Origin of the sequence: Psychrobacillus sp. FSL K6-2365, assembly GCF_038003165.1 — a bacterium.
Lineage (GTDB): Bacteria > Bacillota > Bacilli > Bacillales_A > Planococcaceae > Psychrobacillus > Psychrobacillus psychrodurans.
In genome coordinates this window covers 1,055,188-1,080,237 of the sequence record NZ_JBBOOO010000001.1, presented here as the reverse complement: position 1 = coordinate 1,080,237, position 25,050 = coordinate 1,055,188, and the positions used below count along the sequence as shown (strand labels likewise).

Annotated in this window: 18 protein-coding genes; 1 reads left to right on the top strand and 17 read right to left on the bottom strand. The window is 35.4% G+C overall.

All coding sequences use genetic code 11. The features are described from left to right. Positions 1-79: 79 nt before the first annotated feature. The 17 genes from MKY29_RS05185 to MKY29_RS05105 form a co-directional block, all read right to left on the bottom strand. Positions 80-1,300: a glycosyltransferase family 4 protein gene (locus MKY29_RS05185; RefSeq protein WP_340879220.1), complete on the bottom strand. Its 1,221-nt coding sequence runs from the start codon at positions 1,298-1,300 to the stop codon at positions 80-82. A gap of 13 nt (positions 1,301-1,313) precedes the next feature. Then, positions 1,314-2,177, bottom strand: coding sequence for a UTP--glucose-1-phosphate uridylyltransferase GalU (gene galU / locus MKY29_RS05180; protein WP_090563440.1), 864 nt, complete (start codon positions 2,175-2,177; stop codon positions 1,314-1,316). 27 nt (positions 2,178-2,204) lie between these two features. Continuing rightward, positions 2,205-3,272, bottom strand: coding sequence for a glycosyltransferase (locus tag MKY29_RS05175; RefSeq protein WP_340879219.1), 1,068 nt, complete (start codon positions 3,270-3,272; stop codon positions 2,205-2,207). Further along, entirely contained in the window at positions 3,269-4,384 is a 1,116-nt protein-coding gene (locus MKY29_RS05170; RefSeq protein ID WP_340879218.1) for a glycosyltransferase, read from the bottom strand. The genes MKY29_RS05175 and MKY29_RS05170 overlap by 4 nt, the downstream gene beginning before the upstream one ends. After that, positions 4,381-5,679 (bottom strand): oligosaccharide repeat unit polymerase, encoded by a 1,299-nt coding sequence (locus MKY29_RS05165; protein WP_241595474.1) that lies wholly within the window; start codon positions 5,677-5,679, stop codon positions 4,381-4,383. Before MKY29_RS05165 ends, MKY29_RS05170 begins: the two co-directional genes overlap by 4 nt. 424 nt (positions 5,680-6,103) lie before the next feature. Continuing rightward, a complete protein-coding gene (gene wecB, locus MKY29_RS05160) occupies positions 6,104-7,168 on the bottom strand; it encodes a non-hydrolyzing UDP-N-acetylglucosamine 2-epimerase (RefSeq protein WP_340879217.1) in 1,065 nt (354 codons plus the stop codon). Continuing rightward, on the bottom strand, positions 7,165-8,763 hold the full coding sequence (locus MKY29_RS05155) for an asparagine synthase C-terminal domain-containing protein (protein WP_340879216.1): 1,599 nt from the start codon (positions 8,761-8,763) through the stop codon (positions 7,165-7,167). Before MKY29_RS05155 ends, wecB begins: the two co-directional genes overlap by 4 nt. Before the next feature lie 13 nt (positions 8,764-8,776). Continuing rightward, positions 8,777-10,186: a lipopolysaccharide biosynthesis protein gene (locus MKY29_RS05150; protein ID WP_340879215.1), complete on the bottom strand. Its 1,410-nt coding sequence runs from the start codon at positions 10,184-10,186 to the stop codon at positions 8,777-8,779. Further along, complete coding sequence (locus MKY29_RS05145; RefSeq protein ID WP_090563455.1) at positions 10,187-10,918, bottom strand: acyltransferase; 732 nt, start codon at positions 10,916-10,918, stop codon at positions 10,187-10,189. Between the two features lie 13 nt (positions 10,919-10,931). Further along, positions 10,932-12,248, bottom strand: a complete 1,317-nt coding sequence (locus MKY29_RS05140) for a nucleotide sugar dehydrogenase (RefSeq protein ID WP_093496601.1) — start codon at positions 12,246-12,248, stop codon at positions 10,932-10,934. An 18-nt stretch (positions 12,249-12,266) separates the two neighbouring features. After that, positions 12,267-13,280 carry a Gfo/Idh/MocA family protein gene (locus MKY29_RS05135; protein WP_340879214.1) on the bottom strand — a complete coding sequence of 338 codons (1,014 nt, stop codon included), beginning with the start codon at positions 13,278-13,280 and terminating at the stop codon, positions 12,267-12,269. After that, entirely contained in the window at positions 13,277-14,017 is a 741-nt protein-coding gene (locus MKY29_RS05130; RefSeq protein ID WP_340879213.1) for a hypothetical protein, read from the bottom strand. The genes MKY29_RS05135 and MKY29_RS05130 overlap by 4 nt, the downstream gene beginning before the upstream one ends. Positions 14,018-14,096: 79 nt before the next feature. Next, positions 14,097-15,212, bottom strand: coding sequence for a DegT/DnrJ/EryC1/StrS family aminotransferase (locus MKY29_RS05125; protein WP_269920558.1), 1,116 nt, complete (start codon positions 15,210-15,212; stop codon positions 14,097-14,099). A gap of 73 nt (positions 15,213-15,285) precedes the next feature. After that, positions 15,286-16,350, bottom strand: a complete 1,065-nt coding sequence (locus tag MKY29_RS05120) for a glycosyltransferase family 4 protein (protein ID WP_090563465.1) — start codon at positions 16,348-16,350, stop codon at positions 15,286-15,288. 774 nt (positions 16,351-17,124) lie between these two features. Then, on the bottom strand, positions 17,125-17,529 hold the full coding sequence (locus tag MKY29_RS05115; protein ID WP_340879212.1) for a hypothetical protein: 405 nt from the start codon (positions 17,527-17,529) through the stop codon (positions 17,125-17,127). A 90-nt stretch (positions 17,530-17,619) separates the two neighbouring features. Continuing rightward, positions 17,620-20,121 (bottom strand): phosphodiester glycosidase family protein, encoded by a 2,502-nt coding sequence (locus MKY29_RS05110; RefSeq protein WP_340879211.1) that lies wholly within the window; start codon positions 20,119-20,121, stop codon positions 17,620-17,622. 35 nt (positions 20,122-20,156) lie between these two features. After that, entirely contained in the window at positions 20,157-22,505 is a 2,349-nt protein-coding gene (locus MKY29_RS05105) for a hypothetical protein (RefSeq protein ID WP_340879210.1), read from the bottom strand. A 166-nt stretch (positions 22,506-22,671) separates the two neighbouring features. On the opposite strand from MKY29_RS05105, the gene secA reads away from it, so the two are divergent. Beyond that, positions 22,672-25,041, top strand: a complete 2,370-nt coding sequence (secA, locus tag MKY29_RS05100; RefSeq protein ID WP_340879209.1) for a preprotein translocase subunit SecA — start codon at positions 22,672-22,674, stop codon at positions 25,039-25,041. Positions 25,042-25,050: the final 9 nt, after the last annotated feature.

The window sequence follows — 25,050 nt, the reverse complement described above, 5'->3', positions numbered from 1 at the left end:
ATTCTTCCCTACTTTACTGTTAAAATATAATCTAACCAATTATACAAAAATTTTTGTCAAATGTATATCGAAAATACACTTACTTCTTCGTAAGGTTAGACAACAGGTCTTTGACAATGGATACCCAACTGTATTCATTCAATGCCAATTTCCGACCACATTCTTTCATTTCTGAACGAACTGTCTCGTCCATTTCTACAAATGAAAACATTGTTTCTACTATAGAATCGACATTTTCTGGCTTAGCAACAAGTCCAATATTATTTTTTGTCACGATTTCGGCACTTTCCCCTTTACCGCAATATAATACAGGAACTCCTGATGAAGCCGCAGGGAAAATTTTAGATGGACGTGCTCCTTCAAATAACTGTATATCTCGCAATGGGACAATACTTACATCCGTAACAGAAAATAATTTAGGCATTTCTATCAAAGGTAAATGACCTAAAAAAGAAATGTTGGTAAGGCCTAATTCTTCCGCTAATTGATGTAGCTTTTCTTCCTCGGGACCTGCCCCAGCAATTAAGAAAAAGGCATTTGGTACCATTTCTTGCATATTCTTTGCTGCATGCAAAATATACTCTAGACCTTGCGCATATCCTAGATTACCACCATAAGAAAAGACAAACTTGTTTTGTAGATTAAACTTTTCTACATATTCAGCATCTTTTTCTCGTGGTTGGAAGAAATTCGTATTTACTCCATTGGGAAGTACAAACACTTTATCTTCTGGCTGGGAGTGGTTAATGATATATGAACGAATACCGTCTGTTGCAGTAGCTATTTTCCATGAATGTTTATATAAAAATGACTCTAGAATTTCTGCAAGCTTTATGAAAAACTTATTTTTTACAAGTCCTAATTTCACTGCGGACTCTGGCCAAACATCAGCAACGTTAAAGACAAACTTTGCTCCTTTTAGTTTCGCACTTATCAAGCCCGTTAGTCCTAAAAATATTGGTGGTGAGTTAACTATAATAACATCTACTTTTCCAGATTTCAATAATCCATAAAATGAACTGAATGTAAATGAAAAATACGAAACTAAACGTTTATAAAAAGTCCCTTTTTTGGAAGGATATATCCAAGTACGATGGACAGGAATTCCATCCCACTTTTCAAATTCATATTTTTTCCCTTTATACTCCTCCGGAATAATTCCGTGTGGATGATGAGGAAAAGCCGTAACCACTTGAATATCATGGCCTTGAGCTAAAAGTTCCTTACTTACCTCATATACCCGAATTTGCGGGGCACCCGTTTCAGGTGGGAAATGTTGACACAAATATACAATACGCATTTAAATCACCGTTTTAATCTTTCAATTTATTCTTTAAATAGGCTATTAATGGCTCTTTTAAATCGTCACGTTTTAATGCAAAGTCAAAGGTCGCTTGTAAAAAACCTAATTTATCACCTACATCGTAACGTTTACCTTCAAACATATAAGAGTAGATAGATTCTTTAGCCAACAAGGAATCAATGGCATCCGTTAATTGGATTTCTCCTTTTGCATCTGGTTGCACTTTTTCCAGTTCTTCAAATATACCAGGTGTCAAAATATAACGACCAACAATTGCTTGGTTGGATGGTGCGTCCTGAATAGCAGGCTTTTCCACTAATCTTTTTACTGTATATAAATTATTATCTACTTCGCTATAGTCAACTATACCGTATTTATTTACATCTTCGGTCGGTACTTCATTGACACCTAAAATACTACTTTGAGTTGACTCATACATATTAATCATTTGTTTTAATGCAGGTACTTCTGCGTCTATAATATCATCGGGTAACAAAACAGCAAAAGGTTCGTTGCCAATAAATTTTTTCGTACAAAGAATTGCATGACCTAAACCAAGAGGCTCCTTCTGACGCATATAATGTATGTCCACCAGATTAGAAATGTTCTCCACTGTTTCTAACAACTCAGTTTTTCCAGTTTTCTTTAATAGTAGTTCTAATTCGATGGATTTATCGAAATGATCTTCCATCGATTTTTTATTGCGCCCAGTTACAATAATAATATCTTCTATGCCAGAAGCAATTGCCTCTTCAATAATGTATTGTAAGTTTGGTTTATCTACAATTGGCAGCATTTCTTTAGGTAATGCTTTCGTTGCAGGTAGAAAACGAGTCCCAAACCCTGCCGCAGGAATAACAGCCTTCTTAATCATATCCAATCACCTTTCTCTTTCTAACGATTATAGATACTTTTTATATAACTCTAACATGTAATGTGCGTTATCAACCCAACTATAGTGCTCTGCTACATGTGATACTCCAGCTTGTCCCATAGCCTCTCTTAAGTCACTATTTTTAGCAAGTTTTTTGAATGCGCTTGCTAATTGTTCCGGACTTTCTTTATCCGTTACAATGCCAGTTACACCGTCTACCACTACTTCTGGAAGACCGCCTACATTAGATACGACTACCGGAACACCACAGGCCATTCCTTCTACTGCTGCCACTCCAAAGCTTTCACTATTTTCTGTAGATGGGACCGCGAAAATAGACATCTTACGGATAACATTAGGGACCTCAGTATTCGGTACTTTTCCAGTAAAGGTTGTAACTGCATCAATACCTAAATCCTTAGTTAGTTGCTCATATTCTGCTCTTTGTGGGCCATCACCTGTAATAAGGAGTTCAGAGTTTGGAAATTCTTTATAGAATAATGCAAAGCCCTTCACTAAATCAGCTATCCCGTATTTATCTTCTAACGCTTTTACAGTTCCAATAATAATTTTGTCACTTGTTTGTTCTTTAGCTGCTTCCGGATAAAAAATATTAATATCTACACCAAAAGGAGTTACTTCTACAAAACGATTCGTATATAAATTTGTTTCTTTAGCCATCACATGACTTGTAGAGAAAATAGCGGTAGCTTTACTTAACGTGAACTCTATCAATTTTTTATTAAGTTTACTCTTTTTAGGGAAATCAAAAATATCTTTTCCCCATACTGAAACAAAATACTTTTTATAATTGACCATCGCACCTAACAAACCGTAGCTAGAAACAAAATGCGAATGAAGCACATCTGGTTGCCATTCTTTCAACATTTTTTTCAATGCTGGAGCTGCCGCTAAATAAGAAGCTTTGCCAGGTAATGACTTTGGCAATACAATAGTCGGAACCAGCTTTGCGTTGTCCTCTGAATAATGATCTTTAAACGTGTACACTTTCACATCGATTCCTTGAGATTGGTAGAATAACGCCCATTTTTGTGTATGAATCGATCTGCTTGGTGCTAATAACGCAATTTTCATTGGTTACCTCCTATTAGTGCATGCGCCGCTTGTTCGGCACGTTCATTCCATGCATGCTTTTGTAAGAAAGTTTGCTGTATATTTTGTTTGTATTCAGCAAACTTTGGTTGTATCGCTTGCATTCCTTCTACAAGACTCCCTGCATCATCACCTGTTAGAATCCCGTAAGGTCCTGATCCTATGAAGTCCTCTTGTGCAGAACAATTGGTAGCAATGATTGGTAGGCCTGCTGTTAAATATTCAACAAGCTTAATTGGCACTGCAAAGTCATTGTAAACAGAACGTTTTCGAGGAATAAATGCAAAATCTACTTCTTCGTATAGTTTTTGTAGTTCTGTCCCGCTGACATGTTTCACTTCAATATACGATTTGTTTAGCTTTTCCTTTTCTAAACTAGTTAAGTCGTTATATTCATCTTCGCGACAAACAATCACTAAATTTCCTAAAACATCGTCTTTGTTTAACAAAGCATAAGCATCTACCAGAGTAGGCAGTCCATAATCATCATTATTAATACCACCTACATAGATACCTTTGAACGGCTTTTTAATGTTGTCTGAATTAGTTTTAATATCTGCAAAACGTCCACCTGGTGGAAGAGCCATTTTGGAAGCATTTATATTCACGTATTTCCCCATAGCATCACTAGGTAAGAAAACAGTATGAACGTATTTCCCGTAAAATTTTTCTTCCATTTTATAAATAGATTGCATGATGAATTTTTTTATACCTCTTAAAGAATATAATTCATCAAACTTCCAGTATACATCTCTGTAAAATACTCCAGTCGGTACTTCATGTTTCTTAAGCATCTGAAATACTTGTTTATCTATTTTCCAATCTTTCGGAATATGTCCAGCATCCGTAAGCCATAATGGAATCGTTTGATTTTCTGAATAACAAAACAATGTGTGTTCTAGTTTTTTATCCTGTAAGAATTTATTCCAAAGTAGACGACGTTCATTTGTACTACCAGAAATAACGACTAATTCAACACCATGCTTTTGCGCATAAGCTTCAAATGCTTTTATCATTTCTACAGGACGAATAGCAGATCCACTTTTGGGATTCGTTGCTATCGTAAATGGATAATATATAAGAATATTTTTCATGCTTTCACCTTTTTCCTCTTCACCTTACTCATAAGGAATGTCCAAATAACGTGAAAATACTGCTCTAATATAAATAATCCGGCAAGAACGACTGTCATCATTATCCAAATTGGATTGAAGAAAAAGTCTGCTGCTCCACCAACAAGTGTTCTTGGGATATTAATGGTAAAGTAAACTGTTAAAGCAATAACGACTGGAGTTTTTGGTAGTCTTAAGAAAGCGATATATAACAGCTGGACAACTGCAGCTACATAAATAATACAAACTATAACTCCAACATATCCAAATGATCCAAAAGCTTCTCCAATGAAAATCGTATTCAATACGCCGCCTGTCCCTTTATCTACATTTTCAGGGAACACATTTTCCATGACCATTCTTGCTGTACGCACCTGTTCAATATCGAATATACCAGCGATAAACGAAGGTAATCCTTTCATCTCCAGTAAAGCGATAGAATGTGAGTACGTATCTAAATGTAAAAAGAAAGGAGATATTTGCGCTAGAATAATTCTTCCAATTGGACCAGAATTATAGGACAAAAAGCTCTCAACTTCTGTTACTCCTTGGATAGCTACATACATGATTACTAATAATACTGTCCCTGAAATAACAAAGGCACTGATTTTCTTCCAATTTAACTTTAGTGTTTGTGTGAATACACCTGCTAACAACAACATGATGACATAAAAGAAAACGGGTGATTTTGCCAAATCGTATGTAGTTATTACTAAAGATGACATAAACAACAAAAAGAATACGATCTTCCAATATAATGCTCTAGATTGTGTTGTATATATAAAAGCAATTATTGAAAGAACCGGAGTTAAGGCGATTGCAAATATATTTCGTATATATACATCAATTCCACTAATTCCTCGTGACGCATCAATACGCATCTTCGCCAGTTCAGATGTGTTTCCTTTTAACAATTCAAATAAAGGTACAGTAGAGGTCTTCAGCATTGTATAAGCTACTGCTAGCACAGATATAGCAGTAAGTGCACCAAAGGCTAATCTAAACAAGCGTCTATTCTTATCTACACTTGTACGAACGGGTTCGTGTAGGTAGCGGTCAAACTCTATTTCCGAATTAAAACCTAATATTCTTCCTACAACCAATTGCGTTAGTGGGAATAAAATCATTAATAACGTCAACAAAATAAATCCAATGATTCGATACTCCTCATGGTCCATTCGTTTAATCATATAATAATCATCAATCCCTAATGCTATCAATAATCCGCCAATATAACTGGAGATAAGGAAAGAATAATAATATATTATTGTAATCATATTTGGCTTTACAAGAGAAAGGCTTCCAGAGACCTTTTTAAAAAGGTATGTGGAAGCCACCACAGTAAAGAGCCATATGCTAAAAATTAACAATGCTCACACCTACTTTATATTCATCAATAACGCCCAGATTTGTATAGAAATCTGTGGCATCTGCTAGATTTTTCTTAATTTGAATCAATTTCATAAATGCAATTTTTCAGGTGGACGCTTTCCGCGGGCACGGCTTCAATCTCCTCGTCTCTACGAAAACATATGCTCCTGCGGTTACTCCTTGGCCAATCAAAGTACGACCAATGTCTTTCCTACGGGGCTTTCAGCTCGTGCTGTTCCCGCTGGAGTCGCCACCTTGCACTCCAATCAATAAACTCGACTTATTGAAACAGGAAATTATAAATTGACTAACTTACCAAGAATCCAAATATTAAGCTAAATATTCCTTCAGTAACGCTAACACTTTTTCGGAAGTTTTTCCATCTCCAAATACAGGTGTATAAGATGGTGTTACTTTTTTGTTTACTGCAGCTACTATTTTGTCCGTATCTGTACCAGTTAGAATATTTGCATCCTCTATTAATGTTTCTACCCATTCAGTTTGATCACGAACTGTTATACATGGGACTTCTGCGAAATATGCTTCTTTTTGAACGCCACCAGAATCTGTAACGATTTTTTTCGCATTAGTTTCTAACGAAAGCATATCTAAGTAACCAACTGGTTCGATTACATGTAAGTTTGGAATTTGGTCTAATTTAAATCCATAATCCTCTAACTTATGCTTCGTACGTGGATGAATTGGCCATACCTTTTTATCTGGGATTTGACTAAATGCATCTAATATAGATTTCATACGATCTACATCATCCGTATTTTCTGCACGATGGATCGTGATTAATAAATAATCTTTTGCAGTTAGTTTTTCACGTTCTAAAATAGTCGTTGATGAAGCTGCTAATTCTTTATTATACAATACTGCATCATACATTACGTCTCCTACATTATAAACGCCTTCCGATATATGTTCGTTTGTTAAATTTTGTATTGCTGTATCAGTTGGACATAGAAGTAATGTAGAAATATGATCTGTTAGTATGCGGTTTACTTCTTCTGGCATTTTCTTGTTAAAACTACGTAGCCCCGCTTCTATATGTACAATAGGTACATGAAGCTTTGCAGCTGCAAGTGCACCGGCAAGTGTTGAGTTAGTATCTCCATATACAAGTACAAAATCCGGAGTTTCAGTTAAAATTATTTCTTCAATTTTAGCTAACATTTCTCCAGTTTGTTTCCCGTGGTTTCCAGAACCAATTCCTAAATGATAATCTGGTTTTGGAATATTTAACTCTTCAAAAAAGATGTCGGACATATTTGCATCATAATGCTGTCCAGTATGAACTATTAGTTCTGTTACTTCTTCACGGATGACACGTGATACTGCAGCAGCTTTAATAAATTGGGGTCTTGCTCCTAAAATTGTAAGAACTTTCATTTTGTAATCTCCTTCATCATTTCAATCATGTCTTTTACGATAAATGAATTAATATTATATGGATGTTCATACTTCTTACCATTTCGTGTGAATTTTAACGATTTTACATATTGCTTATAAGTTGGGTAGATACCGAACCATTCCATTGGCTCATCAAAGTATTTTCGATAAAGGTTTTTCTTCCTATATAGCTTGCGCAAAATAGGATAGAGCATGCCATATTTATTTTTCAACGAATTTTCTGGACCTGGTTTTTGAGGCATTGAATAATAATCTGGATGCATTTTATGCAATGTATAATCGTATAAATATTTTTTATATTTTAAGTCTGCTGGAAGCTTACTGAAGAAATGGATTAACCGATCATCCCATAACGGAAGGGACCAGCCTTGACCAAAATACTCATAAACTCGAACAGAGTTAATGATGAACTTGGATTGTCTTTCTCTCCAGTTCCATTCATCTATTAGTGAAGACACTCGCTCATTAGTGTAATTGGAATACACTTCTATGTCTTCGATTAAACCTCTTCCTATATTCGTGTTTGCATAAGTTTTTTCTCCATTAAGTTCCCATAACCGGAAATGCTTGTTCATGATGAAGGTTTGAATTTCACTCACTTCAAATTCTTTATCAATAATCGATTCATAGGGTAAATGGCCACCCGCTAGGTAATCTAGGGAATGACCTGGTAGAAACACAGCATCCTTTAAATTTTCTTCTTGTACTAAAAGCTTGGTACTCGGGAAATCTTGTAAATGTGCAACAGAGACACCATTGCTAGAATACACAACATAGTCTTTCCAGTCCTCCGACTTGTACATGTCTTCCCACATTTTCTTGTCATAAGCAAAGTACTTCCACTTAAGCCCTAACTGATCAGCTATTTGCTTACTAACAGTAGATTCCCCATTACCTGGTCTTCCATATGTAAAAGCAGTAATATTATCTTTTAATCCTCGTTCCACCAGATTTAAAGCGATTAACCTAGAATCATAGCCACCACTAAGTGGGATAACTATTTGACGTCCTTGCAAACGTGTAGCTAAATCATCAAATAATTCATGGAAAACCTGCTCCAATTCTGCAGCAAATGTATCTATAGCAGCTGATTCTTTTTCCAAAACATATGTGTAATAATAAGTTTGTTTTGCATCCTTAGCTAGTTCCACATAAGAAACAGCTGGCACTTGAAGCCAGTCAGCAAAAAGTGTTTTATCTCTAAATACAAACCCCGTTACAAGAAACTCATCTTCTGCCTCTGGCACCATTTTCATGCCTTTATAAGGTGTGATATAGTCTTGAACAATCCAATTGGATACAGAGTCTTGGGAATAGAATAATGGGATAGATCGTTTCATATCCGTCACTAAAGTAGTATTATGTTCATTTGTGAAAACTAAAGCGTACTCCCCATTCCAAGTGGAATATTCCATCGAGGAAAGCTGAGCTGCACTAAATATGCTACCAAAGTTTTCATGGGTGACATATTGATTTTCATAGTAGAAATAACCTCTAAAAAACCCTTCGTACCCTTCGCCTGTAATAGGATAAAAATCTTTATGCCTAAGGTTAATCTTACAATTTCTCGCCATGCCATATCCCCCATTACTTTCTAAAATATTTATCCATTCTAACTACTAATACTAGTACTAAAAATACAATCCATACTCCAGCTATCAACCAGTCATTTAACTCTGTTAATTGAATATACACGATACTCAATGTGGCAGCTATTAACCAAAAAATTGTCCATGCCATCTTAAATCCAGAGAAAGGCACATAGTAAAGCTTCTGACTTTTACGGAACACGATGAACAGAGCCAAACAGTATGACAATACATAAGAAATAACAGTACCCCAAATCAAGAAAATTGGGACGAATATAAAATTCAATATAACTGAAACAACTGCCGCTATTCCAAATGCTATGGAAATATGTTTTGTCTGTTTAGAGTAAAATATCCCCGTAGAAACAATCATATAATAAAAACTTAAAAATGTTGCTATGGAAATTGGCGCTACGTATTGAAATGCTGTTCTAAAATCCTCGGGCATCACCAAAATTATCCATGGCATAAAAGTGGCTAATGCTAAAACTCCTAAACTACCTATCAATAAAAATGCTGCATATAAAGTAGAAAATAGTTTCGGACTACTTTCCTTATCTTTTAATGACATGGAAAAAGGTCTCCAAGCAAGTTGTATCCCACTAGTCAATAAAGTGATAAATGTAGCGAATTTAATAGCAGTACCATAGAGCCCAACATCACCAATAGTTCCAAACCCTCTAATGAAGTAGTTATTTGCATTAGCAATAATCCAAAACGCTAAAGAAGCAGGTACCAAAGGAGTTGCATAAACAAGTATTTTCTTTAGAATACTCCAATCAAACAAAGGTTTTAAATATATTCTTACTGGCTTTATTAATACTAAGACTATAATAGCTACACTTAATAATCGAGCCAATAGAATCCCTTCAAGTGACGTCCACACGAAAATCAAGAAAAGCAATGACACAACAGCGATTAAAAGCATTTTTGCAACAGTTGTTGCGACAACTCTTTTCGTATGAAAATCATATCTCAATATAGTTAATACGAGTGTGACTATAGTATCCAAACAAAGTGTTCCAAGTGCAATATAAAATAATTGAGATTGACCAGGAACTTCTAATAGTAATACAGAAAGCCACTCTCCACCGATTAAAAATACAACGAATAATAAAATAACTATGGATATCCTAAAGGTCATAACGGATCGAACATACTTTTCACGTGTCTCTTTGTCTTTATACTCAAAGTAGTAATAGGCCAGAGCCGAATCTGTGCCAAAAATCACTAAGAAAGTAAGCATCGACACATTTGTATCGACGAGTTGAAGCAAACCTACTAGCGATGTATCCACTAAATAATGAGCGTATAAAGGAAAGAGGATGAAAGCTATTAGTTTCGTCCCTACATTCATAAATGCGTAAAGGAGCGAATCCGCTCCTAAACGTTTTAACTGAGAGAACACTTAGAGAAGCTCCTCTTCAGGTACATTTTTTAAGAATTTTGCCGGGAATCCTTTGATCACCGTTTTTTCTTCTGTATCTTTTGTAACAATTGCTCCTGCTGCTACAAAAGTTTCTTCTGCAATTGTGATTCCTGGAAGAATTATAGATGCTCCACCTACACGTGCACCTTTTTTCACAATTGCTCCTTTGATTTTATCAAAACGAGCTTCAGTTCTACCCATAAAGTTATCATTCGTCGTAGTTACACATGGTGCGATAAAAACATGATCTTCTAAAGTAGAATGTGCTGTTATATATGAATTCGATTGAATTTTAGTACGTTCTCCGATGGTTACAAAGTTTTCTACCGTGACATTGCGTCCGATAATAACGAATGCACCAATCTTAACATCTTCACGTACGGTCGCTAAATCAGCGATTAATGTACTCTCACCGATAATAGCTCCTCTATAAATAATCGTATTTGCTCCAACTGTACATTCTTTTCCTAATTCAAGGGGTGGGATTACTTTCGTGATTTGCATCGTGCTTGTCTTAGCTGGTTTTGGCTGCTTACCAACAACAGCACCATCATCAATTGTTGTACCATCCCCGATAATCGTATTCGCATGAATCGTCACACGATTACCGATACGAACGTTATTGCCTATTTTGGCACCTTCTTCAATTACAGAAAAATGACCAACTGTTGTTTGTTCACCTAGTTCGGCAGTTTCATGTATAAAGTTCATATTCATGTCCCCCTTATAGTTTAATGTAACGGTTTGGAGTTTCGATTCCTTTGAATGCATTACGTGTATCAAAAATAACTTTCGATCTCTTCGCAATGTTTTCATAATCAAATCCAGTATGGTCAGTAGCTAGTACAACGATATCTGCATTATCAAGCATCTCATCAGTTAACTCTGAAGTATGAAGAACTTCACCATTTACACGATAAGATTCGACATGTGGATCTACTGTTTTGAAATCAGCACCATGATGTAATAATAACTCAACTAATTTTAGTGATGGAGATTCACGCATATCATCGATATCTTTTTTGTAAGCTACCCCTAAAAGAAGAACTTTAGCATTACGTAATGCTTTACCTTCATCATTTAAGATTTGCATAGCACGTGTAATAACGTAATCTGGCATAGAGTTATTAATTTCTCCTGCAAGTTCGATTAATCTAGTGTGGTAGTTATACTCACGAGCTTTCCAAGTTAAATAGAATGGATCGATTGGAATGCAGTGTCCGCCTAGACCAGGACCTGGATAGAATGCCATAAAACCATATGGTTTCGTTTTTGCTGCATCAATTACTTCCCAAACATCAATTCCCATTTTCTCACAAAGGATAGCCATTTCGTTCGCAAGAGCGATATTAATATGACGGAATGTATTTTCAAAGATTTTTTCCATTTCAGCGATAGCTGGGCTAGAAACTTTGTGTACATCACCTTCTAATACGCTACTATATAGTGCAGCTGCAACATTGGTACATTTTTCTGTAATACCACCAACTACTTTTGGTGTATTTTTTGTATTAAAGTCTTTATTACCTGGATCTATACGTTCTGGCGAATAAGCGATAAAGATGTCTTCACCTACAGTAAATCCTTGGTCTTCTAAAGCAGTACGAATAATTTCTTCTGTAGTACCTGGGTAAGTTGTTGACTCTAAAACAACTAATGTTCCTTTTTTCGCATATTTAGCAATTTCATTTACCGAACTCTCCACATATGAAGTATCTGGTTGTTGGTAAATATCAAGTGGTGTTGGTACACAAATAGCAACAGCATCCACTGCACTAATAGAACCATAATCAGATGAAGCTGTTAAATGACCAGAGTCTACCATCTCTTTCAAGTCGTTATCTACAACGTCACCAATATAGTTAATACCTTGATTTACTTGTTCTACTTTAGATTCTTGTACATCGAATCCGATAACTGTATATCCAGCTTTTGCTTTTTCTACTGAAAGGGGTAGTCCCACATAACCTAAACCTACAACACCGATAACTGCTGTATGATTTTCGATTTTCGCTAATAATTCTTCATAGTAATTTGACATATATGTCTCTCCTTTAAATTAACTGAATATAATACGTTTTCCTGTCTCTGATGATTCGATAATCGCCTCAATTAGACGGACAGGGTTATAACCATCAATTCCGCCAACTTCTGGTTCACGATCTTCATTGATAGCTGCAACCATATCTTCAATAATACAGTCATGTCCTTTTTTGCCCCAAGGATCATTTTGTATTTTCGTTTTCAATGCTTTTACTTCATCTTCTGAATAACCTTCTACATCCCATGTATCAATGAACACTGCATTTTTTCCGCTAACTTTCACGCTTGCAGATTCACCGAAAATGGATAGGGATTCTTCCAGGTTTTGTGGGTACACTGTAGTTGCAGCTTCCACCACTCCTAAAGCCCCGCTTTCAAACTCAATTAAAGCAGTAGCTACATCCTCTGTTTCGATGTCGCGGAAACGTGTTGCTACCATACCTTGAACTGATTTAACTGGGCCCATAAACCATAATAACAAGTCTAGATTATGTATGGCTTGATTCATTAGCACTCCACCATCGAATTGTTTCGTACCTCTCCATGGAGCTTGGTCGTAATACTCTTGCCCTCTATTCCAACGGACAGTTGCATTAGCGTGGCTCAGCTTTCCAAATTTACCTGCATCCATTAACTCACGAACTTCCATAATTGCTGGACGGTATCGATTCGGATGTACGATGGAAAGTTTAACTCCCGCTTCTTTTGCAATCTCCATCATTTCTTTTGCATCAGCCGAGTTAAGTGCCATTGGCTTTTCAGTCACTATATGTTTGTTATACTTTGCTACAACCTTTGTTAAAGTTGCATGTAAACCAGAAGGAACACAAATATTCACTACATCAATTTGTGGATTTTCAGTCAACATTTTTTCTAAATCTGTATATTTTAATACATTTTCATCATCTAACACTAATCTATCGGGATTTGTATCACAGATAGCAAAAAGGTTAGCCCCTTCTGCATTTTGAATAGCAGCTATATGTTTATCTGCGATGAAACCCATACCTACAATTGCAAATTGAATCATACTCTTTTACTCCCTCTAGCTTCTAATATATATTTCCATAAAGATAAAATAAGGATAGCAGCTAATATCCCAAGAATGAATCCTGCGATTGCTCCTTCTAAACCGTACGATTTTGTTTTTGCTACATAGGTAGTTGTTGCAAGTGCAGGCTTCTCAAAAGTTATAATGTCGTTTCTAACACGTTGCTCTGTAGCCAATGCATTTGTTAAGTCCATCTCTGCAGTGCTTAATAATGTTGAAAAGTTGTTTATTACCGTTACGTTGTCAGTATCAGTTATAACTTCTTTATAAGACTCAATAGCCGTTTTCAAGGTTGCAATTCGCTCTGCTTGAGCCTTTGCATAAGCCTCTGTTCCTTGAATTACCTTATCATATTGAACCATTAGTCCTTCTAGTAATTGATCATTGAATTGAGTCAATTCTTCTGTGACTTGTTCTTCATTTTCCCCATAAGTTTCTAACTTGATATAACTTCTTGTCGGTACAAATACTTCTGTTTTTCCAGTAAAGTGTTGCCCGTATTTTGTTTGGATATGTTCAGGATTTGTTAAAGCTTCTAATTTTACTGATCCAGTAAATACAGTGCTTTTCCCAACATAATCTCCGCCATTAGGAATTAGCATCGAACCAAGATATCCCAACAAAGCTACTATTACAGGAATAATGATAAACCATACTTTTTTCTTCCAAAAAAATTCTAATGAATCGTACAAACGATATGTTCTATTTTCAGCCATTTCACTTCTCCTTTAAATCTCTTTAACAGGCAGTTAGAGGGAAACGTAAATAACGTCTCCCTCTACTTTTATCCATTCATTATTTACTAGCAAAAAACTCAGCGATTTTCTCTACCACATATTGTTGTTGTTCTTCTTTTAACTCTGGGAACATTGGTAAAGAAAGTGCTTCATTTGCAGCTTTTTCAGCTTTAGGGAAATCACCTTTTTTATAACCTAGGTTTTCAAAAACTGGTTGAATATGCAATGGTAGTGGGTAATAAATCATTGTAGAAACTCCATTTTCATTTAAGAAGGCTTGTAATTCATCACGACGTTCAGTCAGAATCGTATATTGATGGAATACGTGATGGAATCCTTCAACGATAACAGGCGTTTTTACATGATCTGCTACTTTTTCGTTTAGTAAATTTGTGTAGAAGTCTGCATGTTTTCTACGTTGCTCACCCCAAGTATCTAAATGTGGAAATTTCACATTTAATACAGCTGCTTGCAATTCATCTAAGCGACTGTTGTAACCAAGTACATGGTGGTAATATTTCGGTTTACTTCCGTGCACACGAATTACACGACTTTTTTCTGCAATATCATCATTATTTGTAACGACCATACCTCCGTCACCATATGCACCAAGGTTTTTCGTAGGGAAGAAGCTATAAGTTGCTGCATCTCCAAGTTCACCAACTGTAAATTCACCTTGTTTAGCACCAATTGCCTGTGCAGCATCTTCTACAACAAATAGATTATGCTTGTCCGCGATTTTACGAATACTTACCATATCTGCCATTTGTCCATATAAATGAACTGGAATAATAGCTTTTGTTTTATCTGTAATATGTTTTTCAATCTCATTAGGATCTAAGTTAAAAGAAATTGGGTCAATATCTGCATATACCGGTGTTGCACCAGTTCTAGCAATCGCTCCACCAGTCGCAAAGAATGTAAATGGAGTTGTAATAACTTCATCTCCAGGTCCAACCCCCGCAGCTTGTAACGCTATATGAATTGCATCACTACCATTCCCACAACCAATACCATGAGCAACATGACTATACGCAGCAATGTCAGCCTCAAGCTTTTTAACATTACTACCAAGAATGAATTGTGAGCTACTCATAACACCATCTAAGGCTTCTAATACTTCACTTTTTAATGATGCATATTGTTCCGATAAATCTAACATAGGTACTTTCATTTTATCAACACCAACCTATCCATGAATTAAAATCTAATATAAGTTTTAAAGCAATATGTGAAAAGCACAATTATTAATCGCGCTTATACCCAACAACCTTTTGGAATACAGAAATAATAGGTCTGTATTCTTCACTAACGAGTCCAATCTTTTCAGCAATAATTTCAAACGCAATTAATATAAACAATAAGATAAATATCGCCCATCTTAATGTTAATGTTTCAAATGTAATTGCGGCTATACTAAATATTAAACCAAAACCATATATCACCAAAACAGTATCCCGGTGCGTTAACCCTAGGGCTAATAAACGGTGATGTAAATGTGACTTATCTGCAACGGATATAGGTTTCCTATTTACTACTCTTCTTATAATCGCGAATGATGTATCGAAAATTGGTACACCTAAAATCATAATTGGTACAACAAAGCTAAATAAAGTTACACTTTTGTATAAACCAAGTAATGAAAGTATCGAAATCGCATATCCTAAAAACATTGATCCTGTATCACCCATGAAAATTTTTGCTGGGTAGAAATTATGGAACAAAAATCCAAGTGTACTCCCCAATAATATTAGGGAAAGGGTAAGAATTAACATCTTATCTGCTGAGAAAGCTAGGAAAGCAATACTTGCAAACACTATTGAAGAGATACCTGCTGACAAACCATCCAATCCATCAATTAAATTGATGGCATTCGTAATAGCTAATATCCAAAACAATGTAACTACGTATGAGAAGATACCAAGTTCAAATACACCAATGAACGGAATATTTAATACATCAATCGTTAATCCACTACCCATTACTGCACAAGCCGCCAAAATCTGACCTAATAGTTTAATTTTAGCTGATATCTCATATTTATCATCTATTATTCCCAAAACGATTATGATCAATGCACCGACCATAATACCTGTAATTTTTGCTTCATACAATCCTGCCACAAAATAACCAGCAATTACTGCTATAAAAATAGCAAGACCTCCCAAACGAGGCATTACATTTTGATGTACTTTTCTTTCAGAGGGTTTATCAACCGCTCCTATTTTATGTGCTAGTTTAATAACAAGCGGGGTTACCGCTATTGCTGTCGCCATAGATATGATAAAAGCAAGAAGTAATTTTATATCCAAATATATCATCCTTGTTTTATTATTTTCAAAAATTAAAGTACAACATTCATTTAGACGTATACGCTATATGAAAGTTTCTTCAATTACTGATTATACTATAAAAATACGCTTATAACCAAATTTAGTATAAAGAAAGAAAAGACTGATTTTTCGTTTATAAATACATAGGAAATCAGTCTTAGTTTATGGAATTTATAATCCCCACCCTAATGACCTCTTTAATAACAAACCCCTTCTATTATAACAAGTTATATTTTCTAGTCAGTTACCAAGATAATAAAATTAATCCTAAGGTAATTCCTATAAGGATGTGCACGACCTTACGCTACGTATGGGCCTTTAAGGACCTGTCGCTAGCTCTCCTTCACCCTTTTTGAAGTCTCATTCTTCGCATTCTTGCGGCTTGGAAGTCGCACATCCTTGGAACCAGTGTTAATAAGTAATTCATTTTCTAAGAAACATAAACTAGAGGTGTTATGTGCATACGTATTGCGGTTTTGATCTAATTACTTCATTATGAAATCGACAAAAACTTGGAAATCGTGACGTCATCCTTAGAAGGCATCCACCTGAAATGTATAGACCTGATTGTTCAAAATACTTGGATATCCGAGTTGAAGTATATAATTTAATACTTTCTTAGAACAAAAAAATCCTGCAAAACTCACAGGATTTACATCATAGATTATCTACTAAAAAACAAAGGAGTGCGACAGTAGTCACACTCCTTTAACGAAAAGAATAGTTATATAGAACTCACATTTCAACTATTTCTTAAGAGAATTCAGGCCAATTAACTTGATACTGATCTCCATCAATTTTTTCTAGAGTTCTATATTTGAATGGTATTAACTCATCCAACTTAAACTCTTCTAACGCTCTTTCCAAGGGAAGTAATTGAAAACTTTCCTCTTCTTCAAGAATCAAATATGCTCCTACAACTTTACCGTTTTCTTCCGTATTAATACGAATAAAAGCTGGGAAGAACAGATCATTATTAGATTGAATGACAGAAGAAGCTAGTATTACATTTTTACCATCTTCGACAATGTTATCTTGTTCTATTTTATCAAATACCTTTAACGCCCACGCTTGACGCTTATAATACCCTATTATCTTTTGAACATTAGCTTCTACCGATGCGTTAAAATTCTTAGTTTCTTTTTCTTCCGAATCCATGTACTTCCCTCCACAATTAGCAAAAATCCATACAAATTACGTTATCACACATCAATGTAGTTCGCAACTTCTAATACTATTTCCTTACTTTTAATCTTTATAAATAGATTGAATGTCATCTATTATGATTTCACCATTCGTTTTGTTAGCATTTTCTGTTTCCATATAACGAACAGGTAATGCCATCTTCAATGGATATGTTAGTCCAGCTGGTACTTCTGTAGAAACAAATTGCCAATCTGTCCAGTTCACATTTTTACTAAAGTCTAATTGAACTGTTTTCCCAGAGGCATCAGTTATTTGAGAGCGTAACCAATGGCCTTTGCCATCTCCTTTTACCCACATACCTATTTTCTTAGCTGGTGTGCTGATTGTTAAACTTGTTTTTGCATCAACATATGCGCCTGATGTTCCAGTAGTACCTGTAAAATCATAAGCTAGTTTAAGAGCTTTTGATCCATCGCGATCATTCGTTACTGATTGCACAGAAACAGTTTTCACTCGATCACCTGAAGCTTCATAGTTGGAGATACCTTTATTGAAAGATTCTAAAATAGTTGGTGCCACATCTCCTACAACTACTGGAATAGTTGTAGACTTAGAACCGTATGTTACAGTAATCGTTCCAATACCATCTTTGTTTGGAGCAGTAAATTTACCATTGCTTATTGTTCCAATAGTAGTCGTCCACTTGAATGCAGCAGGTGCAGTAATTACTGCTTGTCCATTATTCATTCCACTCGCTGTAAGTTGTGCTGTTTTTGCTTTAGCTACCTGTAAAGAGTTTACACTTGTTTTTATACTATCCAATGTATTTGTAACTTTAATATTGATATTTGTTGTTTTTCCATCATAAGTCACAACTCCTGCGTATGTTCCTGGCCCAGCAGTAACTGTTTGTTTACCGTTTGAACTTTTTATAATAGAAGACGTTACTGTACCATTACCAGATACTGCCACAGGATTCATATACTGATCAATACCTTTTACAGGTACAGAAAGATTAGTATAAGTTGCTCCTTGGAAAAGGTTTAAAACATCGGACGCAGGTGCTATTGTTGCAAGTGCACTTGTCTTATATTTACTTATAAATAGTAGTGTATTAGATACAGAGCGTTCTCCACCATCTGAAGGCTTATTGGCTACTGATACTTTATTGGCACCTAGCTCTCTAGCAACTAGAGTAGATGATCCACCACCATCAAATGTCATTGCATATTGTGCACCTAAATCTTTCATGAGTTTAGCAGTATTTTGAAGAGATAAACCTTTACTTGCAGTACTACGACCATCTACTACAATCGTGAAAATACTACCGTCTTTTTTAATACCAACAGCAGTACGTGGTGCGACACCTGCAACTTTAATCGTTTGTAGTGTACCATTTTTCACTAAATGATAACGTCCACTTACGGATTCACGAACATCATTCCATTCAGCTGGAGTAAATGCAGTCGTAATTTCTATTTTGTCACCCACTTGTACTTTTTCTAAAAACTGACTAGCAAAATGGTGACCAGATAGTATAATTTCACCGCTATTTAGTTTTGCATTTCCAACGTTTGTAACATTCTCTGTTACTGTACCTACTAATTTTTCAGATCCATTTAATTTACCAGATTCTACTTTTACTCTAACTTCAGTCCCTAACTCATTAGTTCCAGTAGTTGCTGAAAAGTCTTTTGTGTAGATTACTAGGTGATTTGCGGCTCTTGATCTATTAACTGAATTGATAGCGTATGATTGTCCACCATTTACCGTTACATTCATCGCAACCTTTGGAGCACCGATAATTGCTTTACCATTTGACTTAATCCCTAAAACAGCTAAATCACTCAACGCAGTTTGAGGCGTTGACACGATAGAACCGTCCATCATCATTAAATCAATCGGTTGACCATACTTATCGAAATAATCTCCATTTACTCCACCTACAACATGATAGGAATCATTTTGTACCACACTATTTGCTTGTGATGAAGTAGTTTCAAATCCTTTAATTTGATCTTTTGCTAGTTCTGTTTTCAGCTCAATATTAGACGTAACTCCATCATATTCCAGCATGAATAGTTTCTGTGAACCATTTGAGGAATCGATATCAAAGAACTTTTTACGTACGCCAGGTGCTATCTGAGTAACAGATTGGCTAGAAACCTTACCTATTGTCAAAGAAGGTGTCTTTTCCACAGGAAATAGATTAGAAGCTGTATTCCCTGGTGCCGGTGATGTACCTTGTGCATTTGCTAGTTCTTTTAATTTTGCTTTTGATGGTGTTTTGTATTCTACATAACCAGCCATTTTAGTAATGTACATACCACCACCAAGACCGTATTGTCCACCGTATAAATTATCATAACGGTAAACACGATATTGTTCGCCAGGTTTTAATATTCTTTGAAATACCAAACCATCTGAAGTGCGTTTCCAAAGGTTAATTGGTTTTACAACTTTAATTTTACCTGCTTGTCCTGGAACCATTAAAATTCCATCCCAATAAACTTTAGTTGTTTGTGCTTCTACACGTTCTGTTTGGAATAATCCGCCCATGGCTACAGCAAAAATAATAAAAAGGTATAGCAATTTTTGTTTCATTAAGTTACATTCTCCTTCGCTTCGTTGAGTTTCTCTTACTGCTCAGTTTGTTTTATCGCACGATTTTGCTCAATTGTATATCTCCATAAATTACTTCCATCGTAGAAATATAAATTACCATTTAAGTCTTTTTCTAGGCCGTAAACACCTTTATCTTTCAACCACTCTACTTCTAATGTATCTTTTGTAACTTTAAATAGTTTTCCTTCTACACTTCCATAGATATAGCCGTCTACATTTTCAATAATTTGAGCATTACGGAATCTACCAGATATTAATGGTAATAACTCAACCGTTTTAATATCAGTCCATTCATCTGTATAGACAAATAACTTTCCATCCGCCATACCCCATACTTTATTATCTTTATCTACTATTAGACTAGTAATCATACTTGCACTAAATGGTAGATGGATATACTTTTTGTCCTCCGGGGTACTTCTATTAAAATAGAATAATCTTGCTCCCCTTGGATTTACTTGTTGATTTGCATGGATAGAAGTACCACCAAATATTTGCGTTCCTCTACTAACTAAAGAAACGATACTTTGGTTATAAATATAATTCTCGTAGATTTCCATTTTTTCTGTTTCAGTATCGTAGAATGCTAAAGCACCGCCACCAACACTAGTATCTGGTAAAGTACCAAAAACGATTTCTTTACCTTTATTATAAGGTGCAACAGCAGTTGTACGTTCTTGTCCATATTGGTTCATACGAATAACTTCTTTTGGATTCCCAGTAGCCCATTCTTGTTCACGATCATAAACTAGGAGTCTTGCAAGTGGATATGCCCCAATATATAGTTTGTTATTGATATCAAACATCGATTCAATTTGACTAATGTTACGGTACAATTCTTTGTTACCTGTTTGTACATCATAAACTCCGAGTCCACCAGACATATATCCATTAGCGAAAATTTTAGTACCATCTGAGCTAGAAGCAAGTGTGTACAATTCCACAGGTTGTTCTGGTAATTCAAATTGGTGATAAGTCATTTCACCTGTTTGAGGATTATATTCAAAAATCTGACCTAAATTATCAACCATACCAGAAAGAACAAATTCTTTTGGTTCTTCAATTGGCTCTTCTACTATTAAATCTTCGTCATTTGGAACTTCTTCCTTAACCTCTTCATCGATTGGTTCTACAATAACTGGAAGAGTCTCAACAATTTGAACATCTTTTACTAATTCATTTTTCACTTGTGGAGCAATAACATCTTCTACCGATGGGTCAGTTGGAGTTGCTTCCCCCTTAGAATCATCTCCACCTTCAGTGATTCCTTCTTTACCATTCTCTTCATCAACCATTGGAGATTCTTTTAAAATAAAGTCTAAATTAATAGCTTCCGTACCTTTCGGCAAATATACACCTAATTCTGTATGCTCTTTTGTTTCAAAATCATATTTTATTAGCTGTTGCGCTTTTGTATAATATAGCGCTTCTTCATTCGGCGAAATAGTTGAAACTGTTTTAGACTTCAATTCAAACTCATCGACAATTTTTAATGTTTTACGGTCAAATACTACCGCTAGATTCGACGGATGTAATCTTGCAACGATATAGTCTTCCGTTAGAACTAAATCCTGTGCATATTTTTCAGACATATATTTTGATGGTAAGAATGAAGTGAAATTTTTCGTATTAGGTTTTTTCACTAATAAGTCCATTGGAGAACCAATCGAAACATAAATTTCATCTTTCTCTTCATCTGCTACAATTGCTTTTACAAATTCTCTTCTTTTACGAATTTGACCAAACTCTTCTATTTCTTCTGTTTCTGTATCAAAGGCAACTAGACTTCCTCCGTACGCAGAACCAGCATATACTTTCTTCCCAGAAACGATTAAATCTTGGATTGACGTATCGCTTTTGTTTGAAAAAATAGCACCGTGTTTTTCAAATTCTTCTGTGTTTGGATCATAGCTATATAGAGTGCTAGATACAGAACCACCAACCCATAACTTCCCATTTTCATCTACATCAAGTCCCCATGCACTTTTTGAGTCTTCAAGAGTAAACGTATGTAAGATTTTTTTTGTTTCATAATTGACAACAACTAAAGCTGCGGGAGAACCATGCATGATGTAATAAATGAAATACTCTCCCTTTTCATTTGCTGCAATTTTAGAAGATACAGCTGATGACTTGTAAATCATGGAACCCAAATTCTCATAGCCTTCTAATACCACATCTTCTTGTGGTTGTTCAACTTCAATAGTATCTTCCAACCATTCCTCAGAATCACCATCTACTTCAATGACCTCTTCAACATTCTCTATTTGGTCTTCCGTGGCTTGTGATTCCTCTGCATAAACTGTCGAACTAATTGGTGCAACTAACATAAAGCAAATCATAGATGTGTAAATCTTTCTCATTTTATAACCCCTCTCCCTACTATTCTAACATTAACATCTATTGGTAACATTTAAAACTTATTGTTGTAATATAATTGAAATATTAGTACATTATCTTACAACTGCTCGCTTATACAATTCATGATATAATGGAGTTTGGAATTTAAAAGTAGGGAGAATGAATATTATGTTACATTCTATTAAAAAGATGATATCTGGTGAAACAATTGAATTAAAGCAGCTGAATAAAATTGTTTCTAAAATAAATGCCTTAGAAGAATCGTTTTCACTTAAAACTGATAAGGAGCTCCAAGCATATACAGAAATTTTCCGTGACCAATTAAATAACGGAATTTCTCCAGAAGAATTAATCATTGAAGCTTTTGCTGTCGTTCGAGAGGCGTCCAAACGAGTTCTTGGCTTACGTCATTATGATTCTCAGTTAATGGGTGGAGCCGTACTTACTCAGTCACAAATTGCTCAAATGCAGACTGGGGAAGGTAAAACGTTAGTAGTGACGTTGCCTGCATATGTGTTTGGCGCACACGGAAAAGGAACACATATTATTACAGCAAACGAATATTTGGCAACAAGAGACTTCCAACAAATGAAACCCTTGTTTGAATTTTTAGGTTTGACTGTCGGATTGAATATTTCCGGATTGGAAACCGATGAAAAACAAGAAGCATATAATTGTGATATTACATATGGAACGGGTACCGAATTCGGGTTTGATTACTTGCGTGATCATATGATTCAAGGTTCTGATCAGTTAGTTCAACGTCCACTATTTTATGCACTAATCGATGAAGTGGATAGCATATTGATAGATGAAGCAAGAACTCCTTTGATCATTGCTGGGAAATCAAATGCTAGCCTAAACTTATTCCCAATTATGCATATGGTAATTGAGTCCTTTGAGGATAAAGTGGAATATGATTATTATCCAGAAACCAAGCAAATCGTTTTATTAGACGAGGGTGCTGACCGTTTAGAAGAAGCGTTCGGAATTGACAATGTATATGACAGTGAACATCGGGAATTTATGCATATCGCTATGCAAAGTCTTCGTGCTAAAGTAGTAATGCGAAAAGACGTAGATTATATCGTAAAAGACGATAAAATTATGATTGTAGACCCTTATACAGGACGTGTAATGGAAGGTAGGACATTTAGTGATGGACTACATCAGGCGATCGAGGCGAAAGAAAAAGTTTCATTAAAAGAAGAAAATAACACGCAAGCATCGGTAATGATTCAGCATTACTTCCGTTTATACAAACATGTTTCCGGAATGACAGGAAGTGCTGTTCCTTCTAAAGATGAATTTTGGGAAACATACTATTTACGCGTTACAGAAATTCCTACAAACAAACCAAATCAGCGAAAAGATTTGGAGACACTTGTCTATTTAACAAGTGATGATAAAATAAAAAAAATTATAGAAGAAACAAAGAAATACCATGATATTGGTCGTCCAGTATTAATCGGAACTACTTCTATTCAACAATCTGAAAAGCTATCTATTGCTCTAAAAGAGTTGGATTTAAAACATTCTATATTGAATGCCAAAACAGAAGAAGATGAAGCAGAAATCATTTCTAATGCAGGGCAGTTGCATAAAATTATGCTTGCCACTAACATGGCTGGTCGTGGGACTGACATTATTCTTGGTGAAGGAGTACCCGAATTAGGGGGACTTCATATTATAGGCACTGAGCTACATAGCAGTGCTCGTATTGATATGCAGTTACGTGGCCGTGGAGGTCGCCAAGGAGATCCTGGCAGCACACAATTTATCATTTCTTTGGAAGATGAACTTTTCTACTATTATGACGAAGACGAATTTGAGAAATATAAAAATAAAGTAAAAACCGATCAAACTGGTTTGATACTTGCTCCAAACCCTTCTAAATTTGTTTATAATGTGCAAAAAGTTATTGAAGGCACTCATTTCTCTAGTCGCTCTCACTTATTGAAACTAGATGATATTAATAATGATCAGCAATCAGTTATGTATAATTATCGAGAGAAAGCGTTATATGTTGAAAATATGCAATCACTAATAATCGATGCTATGCATGAACGCAAGGAAAATCTTATCCAAGAACTTAATGAAATTAATTTGGATAATAGCGAACATGCAGCCATGTGGAATGAAATTATTGATGAGATTAAGATTCTATCAACATTAACTGCTGATACGGAAAACATCATGGATTCTACCGACAAGGAAAGTAAAATCGAATTAGATTCATCATTGAAAAAGGTGTATAGCCAAGCTATGGATATTGCGAGTACCGTTTCCCTTGAAGAAGACATATGGGAGAATATACAGTCCATATACTTAGAAGCATTAGACAGATCTTGGATAACACACTTAGATAATCTGCATCATTTAAGAGAAGGTATTAATATCCGTGGGTATGGTCAGGAAGACCCGTATAGACTATATGCATTTGATGCTCTTCACACATTCAATGAAATGTTACAGGCTTTCTTCCGAGATATAATCCGGTATTTCTTACAGCTTAATGCTACAAAAATAGAAGATTAAATATAGGTT

What these genes read in the sequence shown, in the direction of transcription:
- MKY29_RS05185 (WP_340879220.1), bottom strand. Translation starts at nt 1,300, where the DNA reads ATGCGTATTGTATATTTGTGTCAACATTTCCCACCTGAAACGGGTGCC.
- galU (WP_090563440.1), bottom strand. Translation starts at nt 2,177, where the DNA reads ATGATTAAGAAGGCTGTTATTCCTGCGGCAGGGTTTGGGACTCGTTTT.
- MKY29_RS05175 (WP_340879219.1), bottom strand. Translation starts at nt 3,272, where the DNA reads ATGAAAATTGCGTTATTAGCACCAAGCAGATCGATTCATACACAAAAA.
- MKY29_RS05170 (WP_340879218.1), bottom strand. Translation starts at nt 4,384, where the DNA reads ATGAAAAATATTCTTATATATTATCCATTTACGATAGCAACGAATCCC.
- MKY29_RS05165 (WP_241595474.1), bottom strand. Translation starts at nt 5,679, where the DNA reads ATGATTACAATAATATATTATTATTCTTTCCTTATCTCCAGTTATATT.
- wecB (WP_340879217.1), bottom strand. Translation starts at nt 7,168, where the DNA reads ATGAAAGTTCTTACAATTTTAGGAGCAAGACCCCAATTTATTAAAGCT.
- MKY29_RS05155 (WP_340879216.1), bottom strand. Translation starts at nt 8,763, where the DNA reads ATGGCGAGAAATTGTAAGATTAACCTTAGGCATAAAGATTTTTATCCT.
- MKY29_RS05145 (WP_090563455.1), bottom strand. Translation starts at nt 10,918, where the DNA reads ATGAACTTTATACATGAAACTGCCGAACTAGGTGAACAAACAACAGTT.
- MKY29_RS05140 (WP_093496601.1), bottom strand. Translation starts at nt 12,248, where the DNA reads ATGTCAAATTACTATGAAGAATTATTAGCGAAAATCGAAAATCATACA.
- MKY29_RS05135 (WP_340879214.1), bottom strand. Translation starts at nt 13,280, where the DNA reads ATGATTCAATTTGCAATTGTAGGTATGGGTTTCATCGCAGATAAACAT.
- MKY29_RS05130 (WP_340879213.1), bottom strand. Translation starts at nt 14,017, where the DNA reads ATGGCTGAAAATAGAACATATCGTTTGTACGATTCATTAGAATTTTTT.
- MKY29_RS05125 (WP_269920558.1), bottom strand. Translation starts at nt 15,212, where the DNA reads ATGAAAGTACCTATGTTAGATTTATCGGAACAATATGCATCATTAAAA.
- MKY29_RS05115 (WP_340879212.1), bottom strand. Translation starts at nt 17,529, where the DNA reads ATGGATTCGGAAGAAAAAGAAACTAAGAATTTTAACGCATCGGTAGAA.
- MKY29_RS05110 (WP_340879211.1), bottom strand. Translation starts at nt 20,121, where the DNA reads ATGAAACAAAAATTGCTATACCTTTTTATTATTTTTGCTGTAGCCATG.
- MKY29_RS05105 (WP_340879210.1), bottom strand. Translation starts at nt 22,505, where the DNA reads ATGAGAAAGATTTACACATCTATGATTTGCTTTATGTTAGTTGCACCA.
- secA (WP_340879209.1), top strand. Translation starts at nt 22,672, where the DNA reads ATGTTACATTCTATTAAAAAGATGATATCTGGTGAAACAATTGAATTA.